The organism is Bradyrhizobium sp. SZCCHNR1017, assembly GCF_032381375.1.
In the GTDB taxonomy this organism is placed as follows: Bacteria; Pseudomonadota; Alphaproteobacteria; order Rhizobiales; family Xanthobacteraceae; genus Bradyrhizobium.
Genome location: NZ_JAUHIR010000019.1, coordinates 23,983 through 42,514, shown reverse-complemented (window position 1 = coordinate 42,514; position 18,532 = coordinate 23,983). Strand labels below are relative to the sequence as shown.

19 protein-coding genes and 1 tRNA gene are annotated in these 18,532 nt (G+C 66.5%); 5 read left to right on the top strand and 15 right to left on the bottom strand.

The features are described 5' to 3' along the window. Positions 1 to 92 precede the first annotated feature (92 nt). Positions 93 to 1,028: a methionyl-tRNA formyltransferase gene (fmt, locus tag QW863_RS31315; protein WP_315715354.1), complete on the top strand. Its 936-nt coding sequence runs from the start codon at positions 93 to 95 to the stop codon at positions 1,026 to 1,028. A 120-nt stretch (positions 1,029 to 1,148) separates the two neighbouring features. Continuing rightward, the gene (gene truA / locus QW863_RS31310) at positions 1,149 to 1,886 is read left to right on the top strand and encodes a tRNA pseudouridine(38-40) synthase TruA (RefSeq protein WP_315715355.1); all 738 of its coding nucleotides are present in this window, start codon (positions 1,149 to 1,151) and stop codon (positions 1,884 to 1,886) included. A 121-nt stretch (positions 1,887 to 2,007) separates the two neighbouring features. On the opposite strand, the gene dapE is transcribed toward truA, so the two are convergent. The 11 genes from dapE to rpmH form a co-directional block, all read right to left on the bottom strand. Next, the gene (gene dapE / locus QW863_RS31305) at positions 2,008 to 3,162 is read right to left on the bottom strand and encodes a succinyl-diaminopimelate desuccinylase (RefSeq protein WP_315715356.1); all 1,155 of its coding nucleotides are present in this window, start codon (positions 3,160 to 3,162) and stop codon (positions 2,008 to 2,010) included. 17 nt (positions 3,163 to 3,179) lie between these two features. Next, complete coding sequence (locus QW863_RS31300) at positions 3,180 to 3,830, bottom strand: DUF805 domain-containing protein (protein ID WP_315715357.1); 651 nt, start codon at positions 3,828 to 3,830, stop codon at positions 3,180 to 3,182. A 68-nt stretch (positions 3,831 to 3,898) separates the two neighbouring features. Then, positions 3,899 to 4,744 carry a 2,3,4,5-tetrahydropyridine-2,6-dicarboxylate N-succinyltransferase gene (dapD, locus tag QW863_RS31295; RefSeq protein ID WP_015669883.1) on the bottom strand — a complete coding sequence of 282 codons (846 nt, stop codon included), beginning with the start codon at positions 4,742 to 4,744 and terminating at the stop codon, positions 3,899 to 3,901. 256 nt (positions 4,745 to 5,000) lie between these two features. Beyond that, entirely contained in the window at positions 5,001 to 5,693 is a 693-nt protein-coding gene (locus QW863_RS31290; protein WP_315715358.1) for a pyrimidine 5'-nucleotidase, read from the bottom strand. A gap of 220 nt (positions 5,694 to 5,913) precedes the next feature. Next, positions 5,914 to 6,978, bottom strand: coding sequence for a DUF1036 domain-containing protein (locus tag QW863_RS31285; protein ID WP_315715359.1), 1,065 nt, complete (start codon positions 6,976 to 6,978; stop codon positions 5,914 to 5,916). A gap of 110 nt (positions 6,979 to 7,088) precedes the next feature. Further along, positions 7,089 to 7,985: an acetylglutamate kinase gene (gene argB, locus QW863_RS31280; protein WP_012047096.1), complete on the bottom strand. Its 897-nt coding sequence runs from the start codon at positions 7,983 to 7,985 to the stop codon at positions 7,089 to 7,091. A 75-nt stretch (positions 7,986 to 8,060) separates the two neighbouring features. Beyond that, entirely contained in the window at positions 8,061 to 8,432 is a 372-nt protein-coding gene (locus QW863_RS31275) for a DUF423 domain-containing protein (RefSeq protein ID WP_315715360.1), read from the bottom strand. Next, positions 8,429 to 9,088 (bottom strand): ribosome biogenesis GTP-binding protein YihA/YsxC, encoded by a 660-nt coding sequence (yihA, locus tag QW863_RS31270; RefSeq protein ID WP_315715361.1) that lies wholly within the window; start codon positions 9,086 to 9,088, stop codon positions 8,429 to 8,431. Before yihA ends, QW863_RS31275 begins: the two co-directional genes overlap by 4 nt. A 145-nt stretch (positions 9,089 to 9,233) precedes the next feature. Continuing rightward, positions 9,234 to 11,099: a membrane protein insertase YidC gene (yidC, locus tag QW863_RS31265; RefSeq protein ID WP_315715362.1), complete on the bottom strand. Its 1,866-nt coding sequence runs from the start codon at positions 11,097 to 11,099 to the stop codon at positions 9,234 to 9,236. Between the two features lie 22 nt (positions 11,100 to 11,121). Beyond that, the gene (rnpA, locus tag QW863_RS31260) at positions 11,122 to 11,532 is read right to left on the bottom strand and encodes a ribonuclease P protein component (RefSeq protein WP_315715363.1); all 411 of its coding nucleotides are present in this window, start codon (positions 11,530 to 11,532) and stop codon (positions 11,122 to 11,124) included. Positions 11,533 to 11,563: 31 nt separating this feature from the next. Then, on the bottom strand, positions 11,564 to 11,698 hold the full coding sequence (gene rpmH / locus QW863_RS31255; protein ID WP_006609582.1) for a 50S ribosomal protein L34: 135 nt from the start codon (positions 11,696 to 11,698) through the stop codon (positions 11,564 to 11,566). A gap of 513 nt (positions 11,699 to 12,211) precedes the next feature. Here rpmH and QW863_RS31250 point away from each other — a divergent pair. The 3 genes from QW863_RS31250 to hisC all read left to right on the top strand — a co-directional run bounded on the left by QW863_RS31250 (position 12,212) and on the right by hisC (position 15,196). Next, positions 12,212 to 13,687 carry a HAMP domain-containing sensor histidine kinase gene (locus QW863_RS31250; RefSeq protein WP_315715364.1) on the top strand — a complete coding sequence of 492 codons (1,476 nt, stop codon included), beginning with the start codon at positions 12,212 to 12,214 and terminating at the stop codon, positions 13,685 to 13,687. 271 nt (positions 13,688 to 13,958) lie between these two features. Beyond that, positions 13,959 to 14,035 (top strand) — tRNA-Arg (locus QW863_RS31245). A 93-nt stretch (positions 14,036 to 14,128) separates the two neighbouring features. Further along, positions 14,129 to 15,196, top strand: coding sequence for a histidinol-phosphate transaminase (hisC, locus tag QW863_RS31240; RefSeq protein ID WP_315715393.1), 1,068 nt, complete (start codon positions 14,129 to 14,131; stop codon positions 15,194 to 15,196). Between the two features lie 87 nt (positions 15,197 to 15,283). Here the strand turns inward: hisC and draG are convergent, their stop codons facing one another. From draG to QW863_RS31220, 4 genes are all read right to left on the bottom strand, one after another. Beyond that, positions 15,284 to 16,174: an ADP-ribosyl-[dinitrogen reductase] hydrolase gene (gene draG, locus QW863_RS31235; RefSeq protein WP_315715395.1), complete on the bottom strand. Its 891-nt coding sequence runs from the start codon at positions 16,172 to 16,174 to the stop codon at positions 15,284 to 15,286. Between the two features lie 12 nt (positions 16,175 to 16,186). Then, positions 16,187 to 17,011, bottom strand: a complete 825-nt coding sequence (locus tag QW863_RS31230) for an NAD(+)--dinitrogen-reductase ADP-D-ribosyltransferase (RefSeq protein ID WP_315715438.1) — start codon at positions 17,009 to 17,011, stop codon at positions 16,187 to 16,189. Between the two features lie 64 nt (positions 17,012 to 17,075). Continuing rightward, positions 17,076 to 17,897, bottom strand: a complete 822-nt coding sequence (locus QW863_RS31225; protein WP_315715396.1) for a TIGR04222 domain-containing membrane protein — start codon at positions 17,895 to 17,897, stop codon at positions 17,076 to 17,078. Between the two features lie 2 nt (positions 17,898 to 17,899). Continuing rightward, positions 17,900 to 18,454: a hypothetical protein gene (locus QW863_RS31220; RefSeq protein WP_315715397.1), complete on the bottom strand. Its 555-nt coding sequence runs from the start codon at positions 18,452 to 18,454 to the stop codon at positions 17,900 to 17,902. Positions 18,455 to 18,532 lie beyond the last annotated feature (78 nt).

Below are 18,532 nucleotides of genomic sequence, written 5' to 3'. Positions count from 1 at the left end.
TCGCGCCGCGCGTTACAGGCAGCTCGACGTGGATGGCCGGGACAAGCCCGGCCATGACGCGGAGGATTCGGCAATGCAGGATCTTCCACCAGATGCCGCTTCGCCTGATCTTCATGGGCACGCCGGATTTCGCCGTGCCGACCCTGCTCGAACTCGCCGGCCACGGCCACGAGATCGCGGCGGTCTATACGCGCGCGCCCAAACCCGGCGGCCGCCGCGGCCTGGCGCTGGTGCCGACGCCGATCGAGACCGAGGCGCGCCGGCTCGGCATTCCCGTGCTCACGCCGAAGACGCTGAAGACCGAGGACGCGCTGGCTGCGTTCCGCGCCCATGAGGCCGATGCCGCCGTTGTCGTCGCCTATGGCATGATCCTGCCGCAGGCGATTCTCGATGCACCGAAACTCGGCTGCTACAACCTCCACGCCTCGTTGCTGCCACGCTGGCGCGGCGCCGCGCCGATCAACCGTGCCATCATGGCAGGGGACGCTGAAAGCGGCGTGATGGTCATGAAGATGGATGTCGGTCTCGACACCGGCGACGTTGCGATGGCCGAGCGTCTACCCATCACTGACGCGATGACGGCGTCCGATCTGCACGATCGCCTCTCGCGGATCGGTGCCGACCTGATGGTGCGCGCGATGGCGGCGCTGGAGCGCGGCGGGCTGACGTTGACGAAGCAGGCCGAGGAGGGCGTCACCTACGCTGCCAAGATCGAGAAGGCGGAGGCGCGGATCGATTGGACGAAGCCGGCGCATACGGTGCTGCGGCACATCCACGGCCTGTCGCCGTTCCCCGGCGCCTGGAGCGAGGTCACGCTCGATGGCGAGGCGGTGCGTTTGAAGTTCCTGCGCTGCGCGCTCGCCAGCGGCGCGGGCGCGCCCGGCACTGTTCTGGATGACCAGCTCACCATCGCCTGCGCCGACGGCGCGATCCGCATCACCGAGCTGCAGCGCGCCGGCAAGGGCCCGATGAAGGCCGCGGATTTCCTGCGCGGTACCCAATTGAATCGCGGTGCTCGTTTTTCGTAACGCTGTCATACGCCGCGAAAGCGGGGTATCCAGTACGCCGAGACGTGCATTGTTGCGCCGAGACGTCGGCGAATACTGGATCGCCCGCCTGCGTGGGCGATGACGGCAGCAATAGACCGAATGCCCCGCTACAAGCTCACCATCGAATATGACGGCGCGCCGTTCTGCGGCTGGCAGCTGCAGGAGACCTTGCCGTCGGTGCAGGGCGCGCTCGAAGCCGCGGTGCAGGCGACCTGCGGCGTGCCCACGCGTGTGCACGGCTCGGGCCGCACCGACGCCGGCGTCCACGCCACCGGCCAGGTCGCGCATTGCGACATCGCCAAGGAGTTCCGCCCGGACAAGCTGCGCGACGCGCTCAACGCGCATCTGCGGCCGAACCCGGTCGCGGTGCTCGCCGCCGAGATCGTGCCCGACACCTTCGAAGCGCGGTTCTCCGCGCGCAGGCGGCACTACCGTTACCGGATCGTCAATCGCCGCTCCAACCTCGCGCTGGAGGTCGGCCGCGTCTGGCGGGTGCCGCAGCGGCTCGATTCCGATGCGATGCATGCAGCCGCGCAGCGGCTGATCGGCAAGCACGACTTCACGACGTTCCGCGATACCGAATGCCAGGCCAAATCGCCGGAGAAGACGCTGGATCAACTCGACGTCGTGAGGGAGGGCGATGCGATCACCATCCTCACCTCCGCCCGCTCCTATCTGCATAGCCAGGTCCGCTCGATGGTCGGCTCACTGGTGTGGGTCGGGCAGGGTCGCTGGACCGCCGATGATCTGGCCGCCGCGCTCGCCGCGCGCAACCGCGCCGCCTGTGGCGTCGTCGCCCCGCCGGAAGGGCTTTACCTCGTGAAGGTCGACTACTAATTGCGGCCGTTCCGGTCGAGATCGCGGTGGCGCACAATTGAGGCGCCAAGCGATCGAGATCGCTGCCGCGGAGACCTCCTGGATTCCTTCGCTGCGCTCGCAATGATGCGCAGAGAGGGGGTCACGCGAAGTAGCGATCGAGAATGCCGCGATAGATCTTCGTCAGGGTGGCGATGTCGGCGACCGAGGCGCGCTCGTCGATCTGGTGCATGGTCTGGCCGACCAGGCCGAACTCGATCACCGGGCAGTAGCTCGAGATGAAGCGCGCGTCCGAGGTGCCGCCGGTGGTCGACAGCTCCGGCTTGCGGCCCGTCACGCTCTCGATCGCAGCAACCGCGAGGTCGGTGAACGGTCCGGGCTTGGTCAAGAACACGTTGGAGTTCGACGGCAGCCAGTCGATGCGGGCGCGGATGCGATTGCCGCAGGCCTTCGTCAGCCGCTCCTCGACCAGCGCGCGCAGCGTCTCCTGCGTATGGCAGTCATTGTAGCGGATGTTGAACTTCGCCCGCGCCAGCCCGGGAATGACGTTGCTGGCGGTGTTGCCGACATCGACGGTGGTGAATTCGAGATTCGACGGCTGGAACTGCGCGCTGCCGTTGTCGAGCGGTTCGTCCGACAAGGCCACGATCAGGCGCGAGATGTCCGGCACCGGGTTGGAGGCACGGTGCGGGTAGGCGACGTGGCCCTGCTTGCCCTCGACGATCAACGTGCCGGACTGCGAGCCGCGGCGGCCGATCTTGATGCAGTCGCCCATGACCTCTTGATTGGACGGCTCGCCGAGCACGCAATGGTCGAACCGCTCGCCGCGCTCGGCCGCCCACTTCAACAGCTTGATGGTGCCGTTGATCGAGACGTCCTCCTCGTCGCCGGTGATCAGGAACGAGATCGAGCCCTTCGGCTGTCCGCTGTGATCGCGCAGATAGTCGAGCGCGGCCGCGACGCTGCAGGCGATGCCGCCCTTCATGTCGACGGCGCCACGGCCATAGATGTAGCCGTCCTTCATCTCGCCCGAGAACGCCGGCAGGCTCCACGCCGCTTCATCGCCGGGCGGCACCACATCGGTGTGACCGGCGAAGGTGATGTGCGGCCCCTCGGTGCCGATGCGGGCATAGAGGTTGTCGATGTCGGCCGTGCCTGCTTCGGAGAACGTCACGCGATGCGTCGTGAAGCCCGCGTCTTTCAGCAGGGCCTCGAGCACGCCGAGCGCGCCGGCATCGGCCGGGGTCACGGAGGGGCAGCGGATCAGGTCGCGGGTGATGGCGAGGGCATCGGTCATGCCTTCGGCTTAACATGCTATTTTGCCGGCGGGCTAGTGCTGCCGATTGCCGCTTCCTCTCGCGGCGGGCTCGCAACGTGCGGGGTGAACTCCAGCTCCTTGTGCTGGTTCCAGGCGGGCGCGGGCGGTCTTGGCTGGCGGGAGCGTTCGCTGGACCGGACCTTCGGCAACGGGTTGGGCCCGAAGCGATTGGTCCAGGGATCGCCGGCAAGGCAGTACAATTCGATGAAGGCCCACAGCGAGAGCAGCGCACCAGCGCCGCCCACGATCGCTGGAATGACCGTCCCGGGAATGCGCTCCGCGTACTGGTTGACCAGCCCGGGCACGACGAAGAACGGAACCGTCCACCAGCCGCTCCTGTCGCGGTCATGCAGCCGCTTGATGGCGCCTGCGGCAAACACCCAGACGAACACGGGGGTGAGGATGACGTGGAAGGTGGCAGGGACGATATCGGCGCGGGTCAGGCCGCGAAAGGTGTCCGGGTCGAGGACCGCGAAGATGTCGGTCAGATTGAAGCTGAAGGCCGTCGGGCCGCCCAGCAGCCTGCTCGCGCCCGCCACCAGCGCGGCGGCAAAGACCATCCAGCAGAGCACCACCAGCAACGACAGCCAGAGCTTGGCGCGGTTGATCCGGCCGTGGAAGCGAAACAGAAACCAGGTCCAGTCCATGGACGTCCTCCGGACCGATGGCTTGGTCGGCCCGGAGATTCGTTGCCGCGGCCGCAGCCGCGGTTCAATCAGTCGCGCAACAGCTCGTTGATCGAGGTCTTGGAGCGGGTGCGCTCGTCGACGCGCTTGACGATGACGGCGCAGGCGGTGGACGGGCCGATCTGGCCGTTCTTCATCGGCTTGCCCGGCAGCGCGCCCGGCACCACGACGGCATATTCCGGCACCTCGCCGACGAAAACCTCGCCCGTCTCTCGGTCGACGATCTTGGTCGACGCGCCCAGGAAAACGCCCATCGACAGCACCGCTCCCTTGCGGACGACCACGCCCTCGGCAACCTCCGAGCGCGCGCCGATGAAGCAGTCATCCTCGATGATCACGGGGCCGGCCTGCAGCGGCTCCAGCACGCCGCCGATGCCGACGCCGCCGGAGATGTGCACGCGCTTGCCGATCTGGGCGCAGGAGCCGACCGTCGACCAGGTGTCGACCATGGTCGCCTCGTCGACATAGGCGCCGAGATTGACGAAGGACGGCATCAGCACGACGTTCCTGGCGATGAAGGCCGAGCGGCGCACGATCGCGCCGGGCACGGCGCGGAAGCCGGCGTCGCGAAAGCGGTTCTCGCCCCAGCCCTCGAACTTCGACGGCACCTTGTCCCACCACGACGCCTGGCCGGGGCCGCCGGGGATCACGCTCATGTCGTTGAGGCGGAACGACAGCAGCACGGCCTTCTTGAGCCACTGGTTGACGCTCCACTTGCCGTCAGTGCCGCGCTCAGCGACCCGGGCCTCGCCCTTGTCGAGCAGCTCCAGCGCGCTCTCCACGGCGTCGCGGACCTCGCCCTTGGTCGTGGTCGAGACGCCATCACGGGCATCGAAGGCGCTGTTGATGGTGGATTCCAGGGCGGACAGTGACATCGGTCGATCCTCGCTTGGTCCCTGGGCAGAAAGCCGGGGACGGCCGTGTACGAGCATGGTGGGCAGGGCGGCTTTTTCGGGATTTGGACCCGGAGAGTCAAGGACGCATCGGTGGCGGGGGCCGTCCGCGCGGGAGGTGCGGCTTATCATGCTCCATCATTCCGGGATGGTCCGAAGGACTAGGCCCGGAATCTCGAGATTCCGGGTTCGATGCTTCGCATCGCCCCCGGAATGACAGCTCAATGCGTGGCGGGTTTCACCCCACCAGCCGCTGCAAGAACCCGGTCAGATCGTCCGTGACATGATCGACATGCGGATCGTCGCGCCCCGCCAGCTCCCAGTCCTCGCGCACCACCTCCTTGGTGCCGTCGGGCACGACCAGCACGGTCGTCATGCCGAGGTCGTGTGGCACCGCGAGGTTGCGGGAAAGGTCCTCGAACATCGCGGCCCGCGTCGGATCGACGGCATGCAGCTCGAGGAACTTGTCATAGGTCTCGCGCGCCGGCTTCGGCGTCAACTCGGCGGCGATGATGTCGAATACGCCGTGGAAATGCGCGGCAATGCCGAGCCGCGCCAGCACCGCGTCGACGTGGTCGACCGAGCCGTTGGTCAGGATCAGCTTGCGCCCAGGCAGCTTCTCGATCGCCGCGCCCATCGCCGGGTTCGGCTCCAGCGGCGAGTGGTCGATCTTGTGCACGTAGGCAAGGAAGTCGTCGGCGTGCACGCCATGCTCGGTCATCATGCCGCGCATCGTGGTGCCGTAGCGGCGGTAGTAGTCTTTCTGGATGCGGCGCGCCTCCTCCGCATCGACCTTGAGCCAGTTGGAGACGAACTCGCCGATCCTGGCATCGACCTGCTGCCACAGATTGACGTGATGCGGATACAGCGTGTTGTCGAGGTCGAATACCCAGGTGTCGACGTGATCGAAGGCGCGAGGGGATTTTGTCATGTGGGCGTCGGTCCATCCTGCCTTCGGTCATCATGCCCGGCTAGGGCGGCATATTCCGCTGTCGTCCCGGCGAACGCCGGGACCGATACCGCGGAAGCTATCTTGCGGCATGATGGCTGATGCCGATGGCCCAAACCTCGGCCGGTGGTTATGGATCCCGGCGTTCGCCGGGATGACAGCTGTGGGTGTGGTGGCAACGTGGGCAACATCGCTATGCCCATCACGGCAACGCGAAGCGCAGCGTCTTGCCGCCGCGGGTGATGTCGACGGCGGTGAATCCGGTGGCGGTGAAACCGCGGCTCGGGCAGTCGCCCTGCTCTGATGTCTCGAACTTGTTCTCGCGGGTGCAGAGCTGCACCAGCCCGCCCCAGTTCAGCGGCTTGTTCTTCAGTTTGATGGTGCGGTTCTCATCGTCGACCGCCTCGGCGAAGCTGTAGACCTTCTTCGGCTGCCCGGTGATGTCGGGATGCAGGCATTTGCCGGCATCGATGCGGTACCAGCCGCGGCTGACCACGGTGCGGCCGTCGTCGGTGCCGACCGCCGCCATGACCTTGTGCGGGGTGTCGTTGCACCAGGTCAGCCCGGTGGGTGAGGGCGTCTGCACCGCGTCCACCATGGTCGCGAAGAAATTCGGCTGCGACACGACGTCGGATGACAGCCCGCGGCTTTTCAGGAACGCCGCGAGCGCGGCTTGCGTCTTCGGCCCGTCGACGCCGTCGATCGGCGAGGCGTCATAGCCGGCGATGCCGAGCAGCCGCTGGATGCCGGCGAGCCGCGCCTGCTCGTCGTCATATTCTGCGCTCTCGGCGAGATAGGCGATCAGGGTGCCGTCGTCGGCCTTGCTCGGCGTCACCTGCGTGAACGCCGCCGGCGTCTGACCGGTGCGGCACTGGCGGGCGGCGGCGATGACGAAATTGTCCGCCGCCACGCACAGCTGATCGTTGCCGTTCTCGGCGAGCGGCGACGCGCCGTAGAGGCTGAGCGCGCGTGCATGCAGGAGAATGCGGTCGGCGGTCATCGTCCCCTGCAGCACCACGCGGCAGGTCGCCGGATCGAGCCGGAACCATCCGCGTGTCGCGGTTGCCGCCTTCTCGTCGATGCCGATTGCGGCCTCGACGACGTAGCTCATTCGGTTGCAGAGCTTGAGGTCGGCGCGGGCGGGGGTGAGGGAGGCGAACAAGGCCAGAAGGATCACAGTGAGGCTGAGCGGAGCGCGAGTCCGGGAGGGTTTGATACGCCCCGCTCTCTCCCCATCGTCATGCCCGGGCTTGACCCGGGCATCCATGTTTCTCGCTCCGAACTCGCCGAACAACGTGGATGGCCGGGCTGTCTGCATTGCGAAGACGCGCTCCGCGCTTTCGCCCGGCCATGACGGAGAGAGTTGGCGGGAAGTGCTCACTTGTGGATCAGCGTGCCCGTGCCCTGGTTGGTGAACAGCTCGAGCAGCACGGCATGCTGCACCTTGCCGTCCAGGATGACGACGCCCTGCACGCCCTGCTCGAGTGCGTAGATGCAGGTCTCGACCTTCGGGATCATGCCGCCGGAGATGGTGCCGTCGGCGATCAGCTTGCGTGCGTCCTTCACCGACAATTCCGGAATCAGCTTCTTCGACTTGTCGAGCACGCCGGGTACGTCGGTGAGCAGCAGGAGGCGCTTGGCCTTCAGCGCACCGGCCACGGCGCCGGCGAACGTATCGGCGTTCACGTTGAAGGTCTGGCCTTCCTTCGAGGTCGCCAGCGGTGCGAGGATCGGGATCAGCTCGTAGCCGATCAGCTGATTCAGCAGCGTCAGATCGACCTTGTCCGGCTCGCCGACGAAGCCGAGATCGACCACCTTCTCGATGTGACTGTCGGGATCGACCATGGTGCGGGTCGCCTTGACCGCGCGCACCATGTTGCCGTCCTTGCCGCACAGCCCGACGGCCTTGCCGCCGGCCTCGTTGATGTAGCCGACCAGCTGCTTGTTGATCGAGCCCGCCAGCACCATCTCGACGATCTCGATCGTCGCCGCGTCCGTGATGCGCAGGCCGGCGGCGAATTCGGAGACGATGCCGAGGCGCTTGAGCATGGTCGCGATCTGCGGGCCGCCGCCATGCACCACCACAGGATTGATCGCGGTCTGCTCCAGCAGCACGATGTCGCGCGCGAACGCTTTTGCGGTGTCCTCGTCGCCCATGGCGTGGCCGCCATATTTGATGACGATGGTTTCGTCGTCGTACTCCTGCATGTGCGGGAGCGCTTCGGACAGGATGCGGGCCTGATCGAGCGGGCTGATGGTGGTCGCGTCGGTCATGTCTGGGAGGTCTCGGCTGTCGGGGGCGTCGCGCCGCGTTCTAGCCGATTGCCGCCCGCGGCGCAAAGCGCCGGATCACGCCCGCCGCGGCCACAGCGCGCAGACCGCGAGTGCGAGCCAGCTCGCGATCTGCAAGCTACCGCCGATCGGCGCCGCGAACGGAAACAGCCGGTCGCCGGTGAACTGCCGCATCAGGAGGTCGCCGGCGAACAGGGCCGGGCCGAGCACGAAGCCGATCGCCGTGACCAGGCCGATGCGCCGATGAACCACGCCGCGCTCTGCCAGCGCGATGGTGCCGAGCAGGGCGCAGGCGTGGAACAGCAGCATGGTGGAGGCGGTCGCGAGCCGCGATGCGTCGGGCTCGTGCGCGGCCTTGGCCGCCAGCGCGACGCCGGCGGCGCCCATCAGCCCGGCCATTGCGGCCAGGATTCGCCACGGCGTCATCATGTGCTGCGCTCTTCCAGCAGCCGCACCATGGCGGCACGCAGCTCCGGCATGCCGGTGCCGGATCGTGACGACGTCGCCAGCACGTGAGGAAACGCCGCCGGATGCTTGGCGAGCGCGGCCTCGGTCTCGGCGATCCGGCTTGCGAGCTCAGCCGGCTTGATCTGGTCGGCCTTGGTCAGGACGAGCTGATAGCTGACGGCGGACCGGTCCAGCGTCTTGAGGATCTCCTGATCGACTTCCTTCAGCCCATGACGGGCATCGATCAGCACATAGACGCGGGCGAGAGAGGCGCGGCCGAGCAGGAATTTGTGGATCAGCTCGGTCCAGGACGCGACCTTGGTCTTCGCCGCGGCGGCATATCCATAGCCGGGCATGTCGACCAGCCGCAGCGGCGCATGCTCGGGCCCCTCGAAGAAGATCAGCTCCTGGGTGCGGCCCGGCGTATGCGAGGTGCGCGCCAGCGCGTTCTGGCCGGTCAGCGCGTTGATCAGGCTGGACTTGCCGACATTGGAGCGGCCGGCGAAGGCGACCTCGATCGCCCCCATCGGCGGCAGGCTTTCGATCGAGGGAGATGCATGGGTGAAGCGCCACGATTGGGCGAACAGCTTGCGGCCTTTTTCGATCAGGCGCTCGTCGGTGTCGTGGCTGGTGGTCATGACAAGGCCTCGCTCTTCGTCATGCCCGGGCTTGACCCGGGCATCCACGCCCATTGCGCGGGATATCAAAACGTGGATGGCCGGGACAAGCCCGGCCATGACGGTAGATGGTTGGTTGCTTCAGCGGCTCACGCCGCCTTACTCGTCACGCCGCTTTTTTTTTGAACGTGCCGCGGATGTTGTCGAACAGCTCCACCTTCACGCCATTGCGGCGCATGATGAAGCCCTGCTGCAGCACCGAGAGCGTGTTGTTCCAGGCCCAGTAGATCACGAGGCCGGCCGGGAAGCCCGCGAGCATGAAGGTGAAGATCAGCGGCATCCAGTTGAAGATCATCGCCTGGGTCGGATCGGGCGGCGTCGGGTTCAGCTTCATCTGGAACCACATCGTGATGCCCATGATGATCGGCCAGATGCCGAGCGCCAGGTAGTGACCGAACAGCGGCAGCTGCGTCGGATCGAACGGGATCAGGCCGAACAGCGTGAACAGATTGGTCGGATCCGGAGCCGAGAGATCCTTGATCCAGCTGATGAACGGCGCGTGCCGCATCTCGATCGTGACGAAGAGAACCTTGTAGAGCGAGAAGAACACCGGGATCTGCAGCACGACCGGGAGACAGCCGGCGACCGGGTTGATCTTCTCCTTCTTGTAGATCTCCATCATCTCCTGCTGCTGCTTCATCCGGTCGTCCGGATAGCGCTCTTTCAGCGCCTGGAGCTGCGGCTGGATCGCCTTCATCTTGGCCATCGAGGCATAGGACTTGTTGGCGAGCGGGAAGAACAGGGCCTTCACCAGCACCGTCACCAGCAGGATCGAGACGCCGAAATTGCCGAAGAAGCGGAAGAAGAAGTCGAGCGCCAGGAACATCGGCTTGGTCAGGAAGTAGAACCAGCCCCAGTCGATCAAGAGATCGAAATGGTTCAGCGCGAGCTTCTGATTGTAGCCGCCGAGGCCGCCGATCGGGAAGTTGATGCCGACCACGCCGGCCTCCTTGGCGCCGGCGAACAGCCGGGTGGAGACCGACGCCGAGCCGCCGGCCGGCACTGTCTGCGGGGTCTCGACATAGTCGGTCTGGTAGCGATGCTGGTTGTCGACCAGCTTCGACGAATAGTTTGCCTGCAGCCGCGCATCGGTCATCGGCAGCAGCGCCGCCGCCCAATATTTGTCGGTGATGCCGAGCCAGCCATTGGTGACGTCGAACTTCGCCGCCTTCTCGTCGTCCATCTTCTTGTAGGTGAACTCCTGCAGGCCCTTCTCGCCGAGATAGCCGATCAGGCCTTCGTGCAGGATGTAATAGCCCGACACGTGCGGCGTGCCGTGGCGGGAGATCAGGCCGTAGGGATACAGCGTCACCGGTGCGTTGCCGGCGTTGGTGACGTCGTCCTTGATGGTGAAGAGATAGTGATCGTCGACGCTGATGGTGCGCTGGAAAGTCAGGCCGTCGCCGTTGGTGGTGGTCAGCTTCACCGGGGTCGACGGCGTCAGCGCATTCGAGCCGTCCTGCTGCCAGACGGTGTTCTGGTCGGGCACCTGCACCTTGGCGCCGGCGGCGTTCACCCAGCCGAACTCGGCGTAATAGGGCTCGGCGGTGTTGGACGGGGAGAACAGCACGATCGCCGGCGATTTCGGATCGACCGTCTCGCGGTACTGCACGAAGGCCAGGTCGTCGATGCGTGCGCCCTTGAGTGAGATGCTGCCGGTCAGCCGCGGTGTGTCGATCTTGACGCGCGGCGTGGCGGCGATGGCGGTGTCGCGCGGCATCACGCCGGTGCTGGTCACGGCGCCGCCCGGCGCGCTCGGGCTGCCGGTCGCGGCCGCGCCCGGCTGCGGGGTGGCCGACGGCGCGGCGCTGTCAGGCTGCGTTGCCGGCGCCTGCTTCTTGGCGAGCTCGGCCTGCATCTGGGCCTGCGCGCGCTGCTTCTCCATCTGCGGTCCGTTGTAGAAGACCTGCCAAAGGATCAGCACGAGGCCGGACAGAATGACGGCGAGGATGGTGTTGCGATTGTCGGTCATCGTTTTCTTATCGTCTCGTCGTTCAATCCGGTTTGCGGGAATGCGCGTCCGGTGCGGGAGCGTTTGGCTTGTCCGCATCCGACGGCTTGCGCGGCTGCGGCTTGGCCTGCGGCCGGTCGAGGCGGCGGAGCGTCGCCTGGAGATCGGCGAGCATGGTCTGGAAGTCGCGTGACAGGGCATCCCGCCGGCCGACCAGCACGTAGTCAGTGTGCGGCCGCATCGACAGGGGATCGAGCCGTTTCACAAGCTCGCGCAGCCGCCGACGGATGCGATTACGCTCCGTGGCGGTGCCATTCTTCTTGGTGACGGTAAAGCCGATCCGGACCGGGCCCCGGTCCGGCCGTTCCCGGCGCTGGACGACGAAGGCAGGGCTGTTCGCCCGCACGCCATCGGCAACGGCGAGGAAGTCCGCCCGCTGCCGTAGCCGATCCATGATGGAAATCTCCGGGACAGACGCCCTGGCTTCAGGCGCTGAGACGCTTGCGGCCCCGGGCGCGACGCGCGGCAAGGACCTTGCGGCCGCCGGTGGTGGCGAGACGGGCGCGGAAGCCGTGACGGCGCTTGCGCACCAGTTTGCTGGGTTGATAAGTCCGCTTCACGGGTCGTTCTCCGCTGACGGGCAATTTGCCAGTTGACAACTTGCCTGCTTGAAATGTCGATTGATGTCCGATGATGTTTACGGGCCCGAAATGGACCGCTGCCGGCCCTGAAATCGAGCCGCTCCCGGGCGAGCCGGGTCATCGCGGACGGTTGGCGCGGCTTATAAGGGAGCGTCCTGCCTTCGTCAATCGCGGCAAGACGTCATAGGCGGTGCAGGGATCGACGACGCCGAGATCTCGTCAAGACCTTCGTCACCAGCCGTAGATCAGCGTCGCGAACGACACGAGGCAGGACGAGAACGCAAGTCCCTGCGCACAAGACCCTGCGCACACGACGAAGGCAAGAATGGCTTCGGCGCGGCGGGGTTGAAGACGTCAGAGATCGTGCAGTTTCGGGTTCCATTATGAACGATTTGGAAACCGGAACATGAGCGATCCGTAATTTGACCGGACTCCGGTGCAGTCCCATCTTGCGGTCCCGTAAGGGTGGGGTGTCTCTTACAAGGGCGATACGTGACCGAGAGCGACAACCAGCCAATCCTGGAGCGCCTGCGACCGAAACGGTCGCGGCGGCTCGGCTTGTCTGGAAAGCTGCTGCTGTTGACCATTCCGCTGGTGATGATCGCGGAGGTGCTGATCTACGTGCCGGCGATCGCCAATTTCTGGACCAACCGGCTCAACGACCGCCTGGCGGCCGCAAATACCGCTGCCCTGGTGCTCGACGCCGCACCGTCCGGCATGGTGCCGGATTCGCTGGCGCGGCAGATCCTCACCTCCATCAACGCGCGCGGCGTCGCCATCAAGATGGGCCAGCAGCGCCGTCTGCTCGCGAGCGCCGACCTGCCCGCCTCGATCGACCACGACTTCGACATGCGCGACATGACGGCGTGGTCGTCGATCGTGAACTCGCTGACGATGATGACGGAGACCGGCGACCACACCATGCGGGTGATCGGACCGGCGCCCGGCCGAGCCCAGTTCATCGAGGTCGTCACCGACGAGAAGCCGCTGCGCAAGGCGATGTACCGGTTCTCGCGCAACCTGCTCGGCGTGTCGCTGCTGCTGGCGGTGCTGACCGCGGCGCTGGTCTATCTTGCCCTGCATTTCCTGTTCGTGCGGCCGATGCGGCGCCTCACCGCGAGCCTCGTCGGCTTCCACGAAAATCCGGAGAGCGTGGCGCGAATCATCGTGCCGAGCCAGCGTTCCGACGAGATCGGCGTCGCCGAGCGCGAGCTCGCCGACATGCAGCGCGACCTCGTCTCGATGCTGCATCAGAAGAGCCGGCTCGCCGCGCTCGGCCTCGCCGTGTCCAAGATCAACCACGATCTGCGCAACCTCTTGGCCTCGTCGCAGCTGCTGTCGGATCAGCTCGCCAGCGTGCCGGATCCGCGGGTGCAGCGCTTCGCGCCGAAGCTGATGCGCTCGCTGGAGCGCGCCATCGCGTTCTGCCAGTCGACGCTGTCCTACGGCAAGGTACAGGAGCCGGCGCCGGACCGCCGCATGGTGGTGGTCGAGCCCGTCGTCGCCGAGGTGCGAGAGACCGCCGGCCTGTCGCCGGATGCCTCGATCACCTGGATCGCGGCGATCGAGCGCGGGCTGAAGATCGATGCCGATCCCGACCAGCTGTTCCGCGTGCTGCTCAACCTGGTGCGCAATGCCGCCCAGGCCCTGGACAGCCTCGCGGCGGACGCCGGCGTGCGCCAGATCCGCATCACCGGCCGCCGCGAAGGCGGGGTGGCGATCCTGGAGGTCTCGGACACGGGTCCCGGTGTCCCGGCGAAGGTGCGAGAGCACCTGTTCGAGGCCTTCCGCGGTGCCGGTCGTCCGGGCGGCTCGGGGCTGGGCCTTGCGATTGCGGCCGAATTGGTCCGGGCCCATGATGGCGACATCCAACTGGTCGAAGGGACCCTGGGGGCGACCTTCCGAATCACGATCCCCGACCGTCCTGTCGAGTTGCAGACCTTCTGGACCGAGCGCGCCAGCGCCTGAACCCGATCGGCCTCACCTGCCATTCCGGCGGGCGATGCCGCAGGCGTCGAGCGCGGAACTCCTGGCGTGTCGGAACGAAGCCCATCCGCTCCGGCCATGCCGAACCGCGCCGGCGCGTCTGCGGAAAAATGGTCGCAAAATGTCCCGCTCCAGCCTTGCCAAGCGGTCTCCGAGCCGTTAGTCAGGGGCCCTTCGCGAGGCCTGCCGGCGTTTGCCGCTCCGGCCTTCCGGGATCCGGCCACTGGCCCGGAGCCTGCCAAATGCGAAAAACGCGCCCGTAGCTCAGCTGGATAGAGCATCAGACTACGAATCTGAGGGTCGGACGTTCGAATCGTTCCGGGCGCGCCATTTGCCGATGATCCACACCACGTTCAGTTCGCACGTCCATCGCTTCCGATCGATGCGTCGATCGGCGGATCTCGGGTGCGCAGGAGAGCAATCTTGAGTCGCTTCTGGTCCGAGCTCGTTCATCGGCTGTCGCCCTATGTGCCCGGCGAGCAGCCGCAGATCCCGGGCCTGGTCAAGCTCAACACCAATGAGAGTCCGTTCGGGCCCTCGCCGAAGGCGATCGGGGCCATACGGGCCGCCGCGGCCGACACCTTGCGCCTCTATCCCGATCCCCAGGCAACGCGGCTGCGCGAGGCCCTCGCGGCCTATCACAAGGTCTCACCCGAGCAGGTGTTCGTCGGCAACGGTTCGGATGAGGTGCTGGCGCATGCCTTCGCGGCGCTCCTGAAGCAGCCGGCGCCGCTTCTGTTCCCTGACGTGACCTACAGCTTCTATCCGGTCTACTGCCGGCTGCTCGGAATCGACTACGCGACCGTTCCGCTCGATGCCGAGATGCGCGTGCGTATCGACGATTATGTCGGCCGTCCCGGCCCGGTGATCATCGCCAATCCGAACGCACCGACCGGAATTGCGCTGTCGCGTGCCGAGATCGCACGGCTGGTTGCTGCCCGCAGCGACGCGGCCGTCGTCATCGACGAGGCCTATGTCGATTTCGGCGCCGAGACCGCGATCCCCTTGATCTCCGAGCATCCCAACCTGCTGGTGGTGCAGACGATGTCGAAATCGCGCGCGCTCGCAGGACTCCGCGTCGGCTACGCGATCGGCGACGCCGCGCTGATCGAAGGCCTGACGCGGGTCAAGGACAGCTTCAACTCCTACCCGCTCGGCCGCCCCGCCCAGGCCGGCGCGATCGCCTCGATCGAGGACGACGCCCATTTCCAGCAGGCGCGCTCGGTCATCATGAAGAACCGCGCGGACCTCACCGCCGCGCTGGTTCGTCTCGGCTTCGAGGTGCTGCCGTCCAGCGCCAATTTCGTCTTCGCCCGGCATCCGGACCATTCCGGCCAGGCGCTGTCCGCAGCCTTGCGCCAGCGCGCCGTGCTCGTCCGCCATTTCACCGCCCCGCGGATCGCGGACTATCTGCGTATCACCATCGGCTCGGAGACGGAGCTCGCGCGGCTGACGGACGCGCTGCGCGAGGTGTTGGCGCAGAATGGTTGAGGGCCGTGGCTGAGACGACGATCGGTCGGAGCCGATCCGCCACGGCCGGCACACTTTGCGACGTCTGGATGCCATTGCTCCAAGACATCAGGCCCGAATCGCGCGCGCAATCGCCAGTAGCCGCGGCACCTGCACCTCAATGTCCGCCGCCACGTCGCGGTCGAGCCTGTCGCGCCAGCACGCAGGAATCGCCGCCAGCCCATAGGTGGCGCCGGCCAGCATGCCCGCGAGCGCACCCGTCGTGTCGGCATCGCCGCCCTGGTTGACGGTCTGCACAAGGCATTCGGTGAACGAGTCGGCGGCAAGATAGTGGTGCAGCACGGTCTGCATGGTGTCGACGACGAAGGCCGAGCTCTGCCCCGGATAGGGGACGAAGCTGAAGGCGCGGTGCTTGCCGATCAGAGCATCGGCTTCGCGGCGGACGGCGTCCTGTCCCTCACCCAGCAGCAAGGCGTGAGTCATGCGCACCAGCGCGATGCAGGCGTCGTCCGACAGCGGATGATGGTGCGTGGCGCGTGCCTGCGCCAGCGTCCAGGTCTCGGCGTTGTCCGGTGCTTCCAACGTCGCGAGCGCCACCGGCAGCACGCGCATCGCCGCGCCATTGCCGGCGTCGCCTTCGGCGTAGACGCCTTCGACCGTGCCGTGCATGACGTAGCGGCGGATGCCGCGGCGGCAGGTGTTGCCGACATCGGCCGGCCCGGTCCGGAGCCAGGCGGCAAACTCCTCGCAGACGTCGCGCGCGTCGAAGCCGCGCTTGCGGATCAGCGAGCGTCCCAGCGCCAGCGACATCTCGGTGTCGTCGGTGACCTCCCCCGGCCTGAGCTTGAGCCAGCCGCCGCCGATGATGTCGCGATGCACGCCGTATTGCGCGACGATCTCGCCTCGGGTCATGAACTCGACGGTGGCGCCGAGCGCGTCGCCGATGGCAAAGCCGAGATAGGCCGCGAGCGCGCGTTCCTCGACATCGGGTGCGGTCATGCTGCGATCCGCTCACACATAGTCGACGCTCACGCGGTAGTCGCCGCCGATCACGAGGTATTCGCCTTCGCCCTTCAGCGCATGTGACGACAGCAGGCCGTTGAAGAACACGATCTTGCTGACGGGAATCCGCGCGGTGAGGATCATGTCGCCGAAGCAGCCCGCAGTGTCGCGGTCGGAGGAGAACGAGACAAGGTTGTTGAGCCGGACCACCGCCTCGCGCCGCGTTGTTCGCGCCACGATCCAATGCTCGTCGAACGAATTGACGCCGCGATGCAGCGTCAGATGCGTCTCGCCTGGAAAGGCGAAGCGGCGGATCGCCCATTGGCAGAATTCGAACAGCAGATCGAGCTGCACCCAGATCGCATTGTTGTGGAAGCGGCTCGACATCTTCTCCTGGACATAGGTCGTCCAGGCCCGGCTTGCCACGCGTTCGATGATCTCCTTGTGGTAGGACGGACCGAGGCCGAACCGGCTCTCGACCCAGCCCTTGAGCACGGCGCCCTCCGGGCCGTTGCTGTCGAAGCCCCAGCCCTGGATCAGCCGCAGGAAGGACGAGCGGAAACGCCGCTGGCCGCCGGACGTCGCGGCGCGTTGCTCGGGATCGAGGCCGAACATCGCCATCATGTAGGTCGAGAAGGCCTGGCCGGCCTCGTTGAGATGCTCCGCCTGCGCGAGCATCGTGAACAGGCTGGGGTTCATCTCGGTGACGCCCCATATGTGCAGCGGCACCGCGCTGTCGTTGAAGGCGCAGCTCGCCAGCCATTCCGAGGGACGTCCCACGAGATTGGTCGAATGGCCGATGCCGCGCCGTGCTTCGTCGTTCATGACGCGCATGATGCCGCGTCGGATGCGAACAGGAAAGTCTACGGCGGTGACACCGGCGAGGAGCGATTGATTGTCAGCTGCAGCCGCCGCAGCCGCCGCCACCACCGCCTCCGCAACCGCCACCGCCGCAACCACCGCCACTGCTGCTCAGCGCCTTGGATGTTGCCAGCACCGAAGCGTAGGCGGTGCCGGACAGCACCGCCGCGCCGGTCAGTGCGACGGCCAGTAGCAATTCATGCTCGCGCGGGGCGCGGGCTGCGCGCGCATGGGTCGCCTGATAGCTCCGCAGCACCTCGTTGCCGGCGTATGTGCGGGAGGGCGCCTTTGCGATCATCGCCGCGCCCAGCGCCGTAAGACCGAGTAGTAGTATTAGAAAGCCTACGTCGTGTTGCCGCGAAGCGCCGACGAGGACCTTGATCAGTCCGAACAGGATGAGCGCGCCGACGAACGGCAACACGGTCTTGCGGAATGCCACCATCTGGCTGTCGGTCGGTGCATAGCCGAGAGCCTCCAGCCGCGCCTGAATGCGCGCCGTAAGTGGCGCAAGCGCCTGCTGGAATTCCTGCCGTGTCATCTCCGGGCGGAATGCAAGCCGCGGCGGACGGTCCATCAGCGCCGCCAGCGCCGTCTGATCAGTCACTGTTATCTTGTGATCGCGGGCGGTGAAGGTTGCTGCGCCGTTCGCAGCGAAGCCGAGCAGCACGGTATCGCCGAAACGTGGCGCGCCGCCGGCGAGATAGGCCAGCTCGAGCTCGTTCAAAGGCGGCTGGGGCTTGGCCGCGGCCGGGCCGATCGTGCCGCGTAGGGCGAAGGCCTTGAGGAAAATGATGGCGCCGAGAACGATGTAGACGAGTAGGAATGGGCCGGCCGTCCAGTCGAACGGATTGAGCGCCATATTCATCTCCTGAACAGCCGCCGCAGCCATGCGCGGGGCCGGGGCAGAATGAGCCAATGGGTGAGGTCGGTGACGTGATAGCGCGGGCCGGCGAAACGGATGTGTGTCGCAGGCCACAGATCGGGGCTGGGCGGACCGAAGAAGCGTTCATGCAGTGCCAGCGTCTCGGCATATTGCCGGCGGTAGGTCATCTGCGCATGCGGTCCGCCGGGCGTCGGATCATGATGCAGCGGGGCCTGGAGCCGTTCGCCGCACCAGATCACCCAATAGTCGCGCGAATAGATCAGATGCTGGTGCCAGACCTCGTCAACCACCTCGCTGGGCGTCACCGGCGTCGGCGAAACCATCGCGAGAAAGCAGAAGCGGCGATAGGCCTCGATCGCGGCCCGGGCCTCATCGAGGCTCCAGCCATGGTCGCGCGCCAACCGCTGGGTGAAGTTGAACGGCGTATCCGGCTCGAAATCATGCGCGGCAATGCGCTGCCATAAGTCCTGTCGCGCAGGTGCCCAGTCCGGCTCGTCGGCCTGGACATCGACCTTGACCTGCGCGCGTCGCACCGAAGGCTCCCGGAGATCGTGCACGGCAGCACCTTAGCATAGATGCGCGCCGAGTTCCACGGGGGCAGGCGTCGCCGG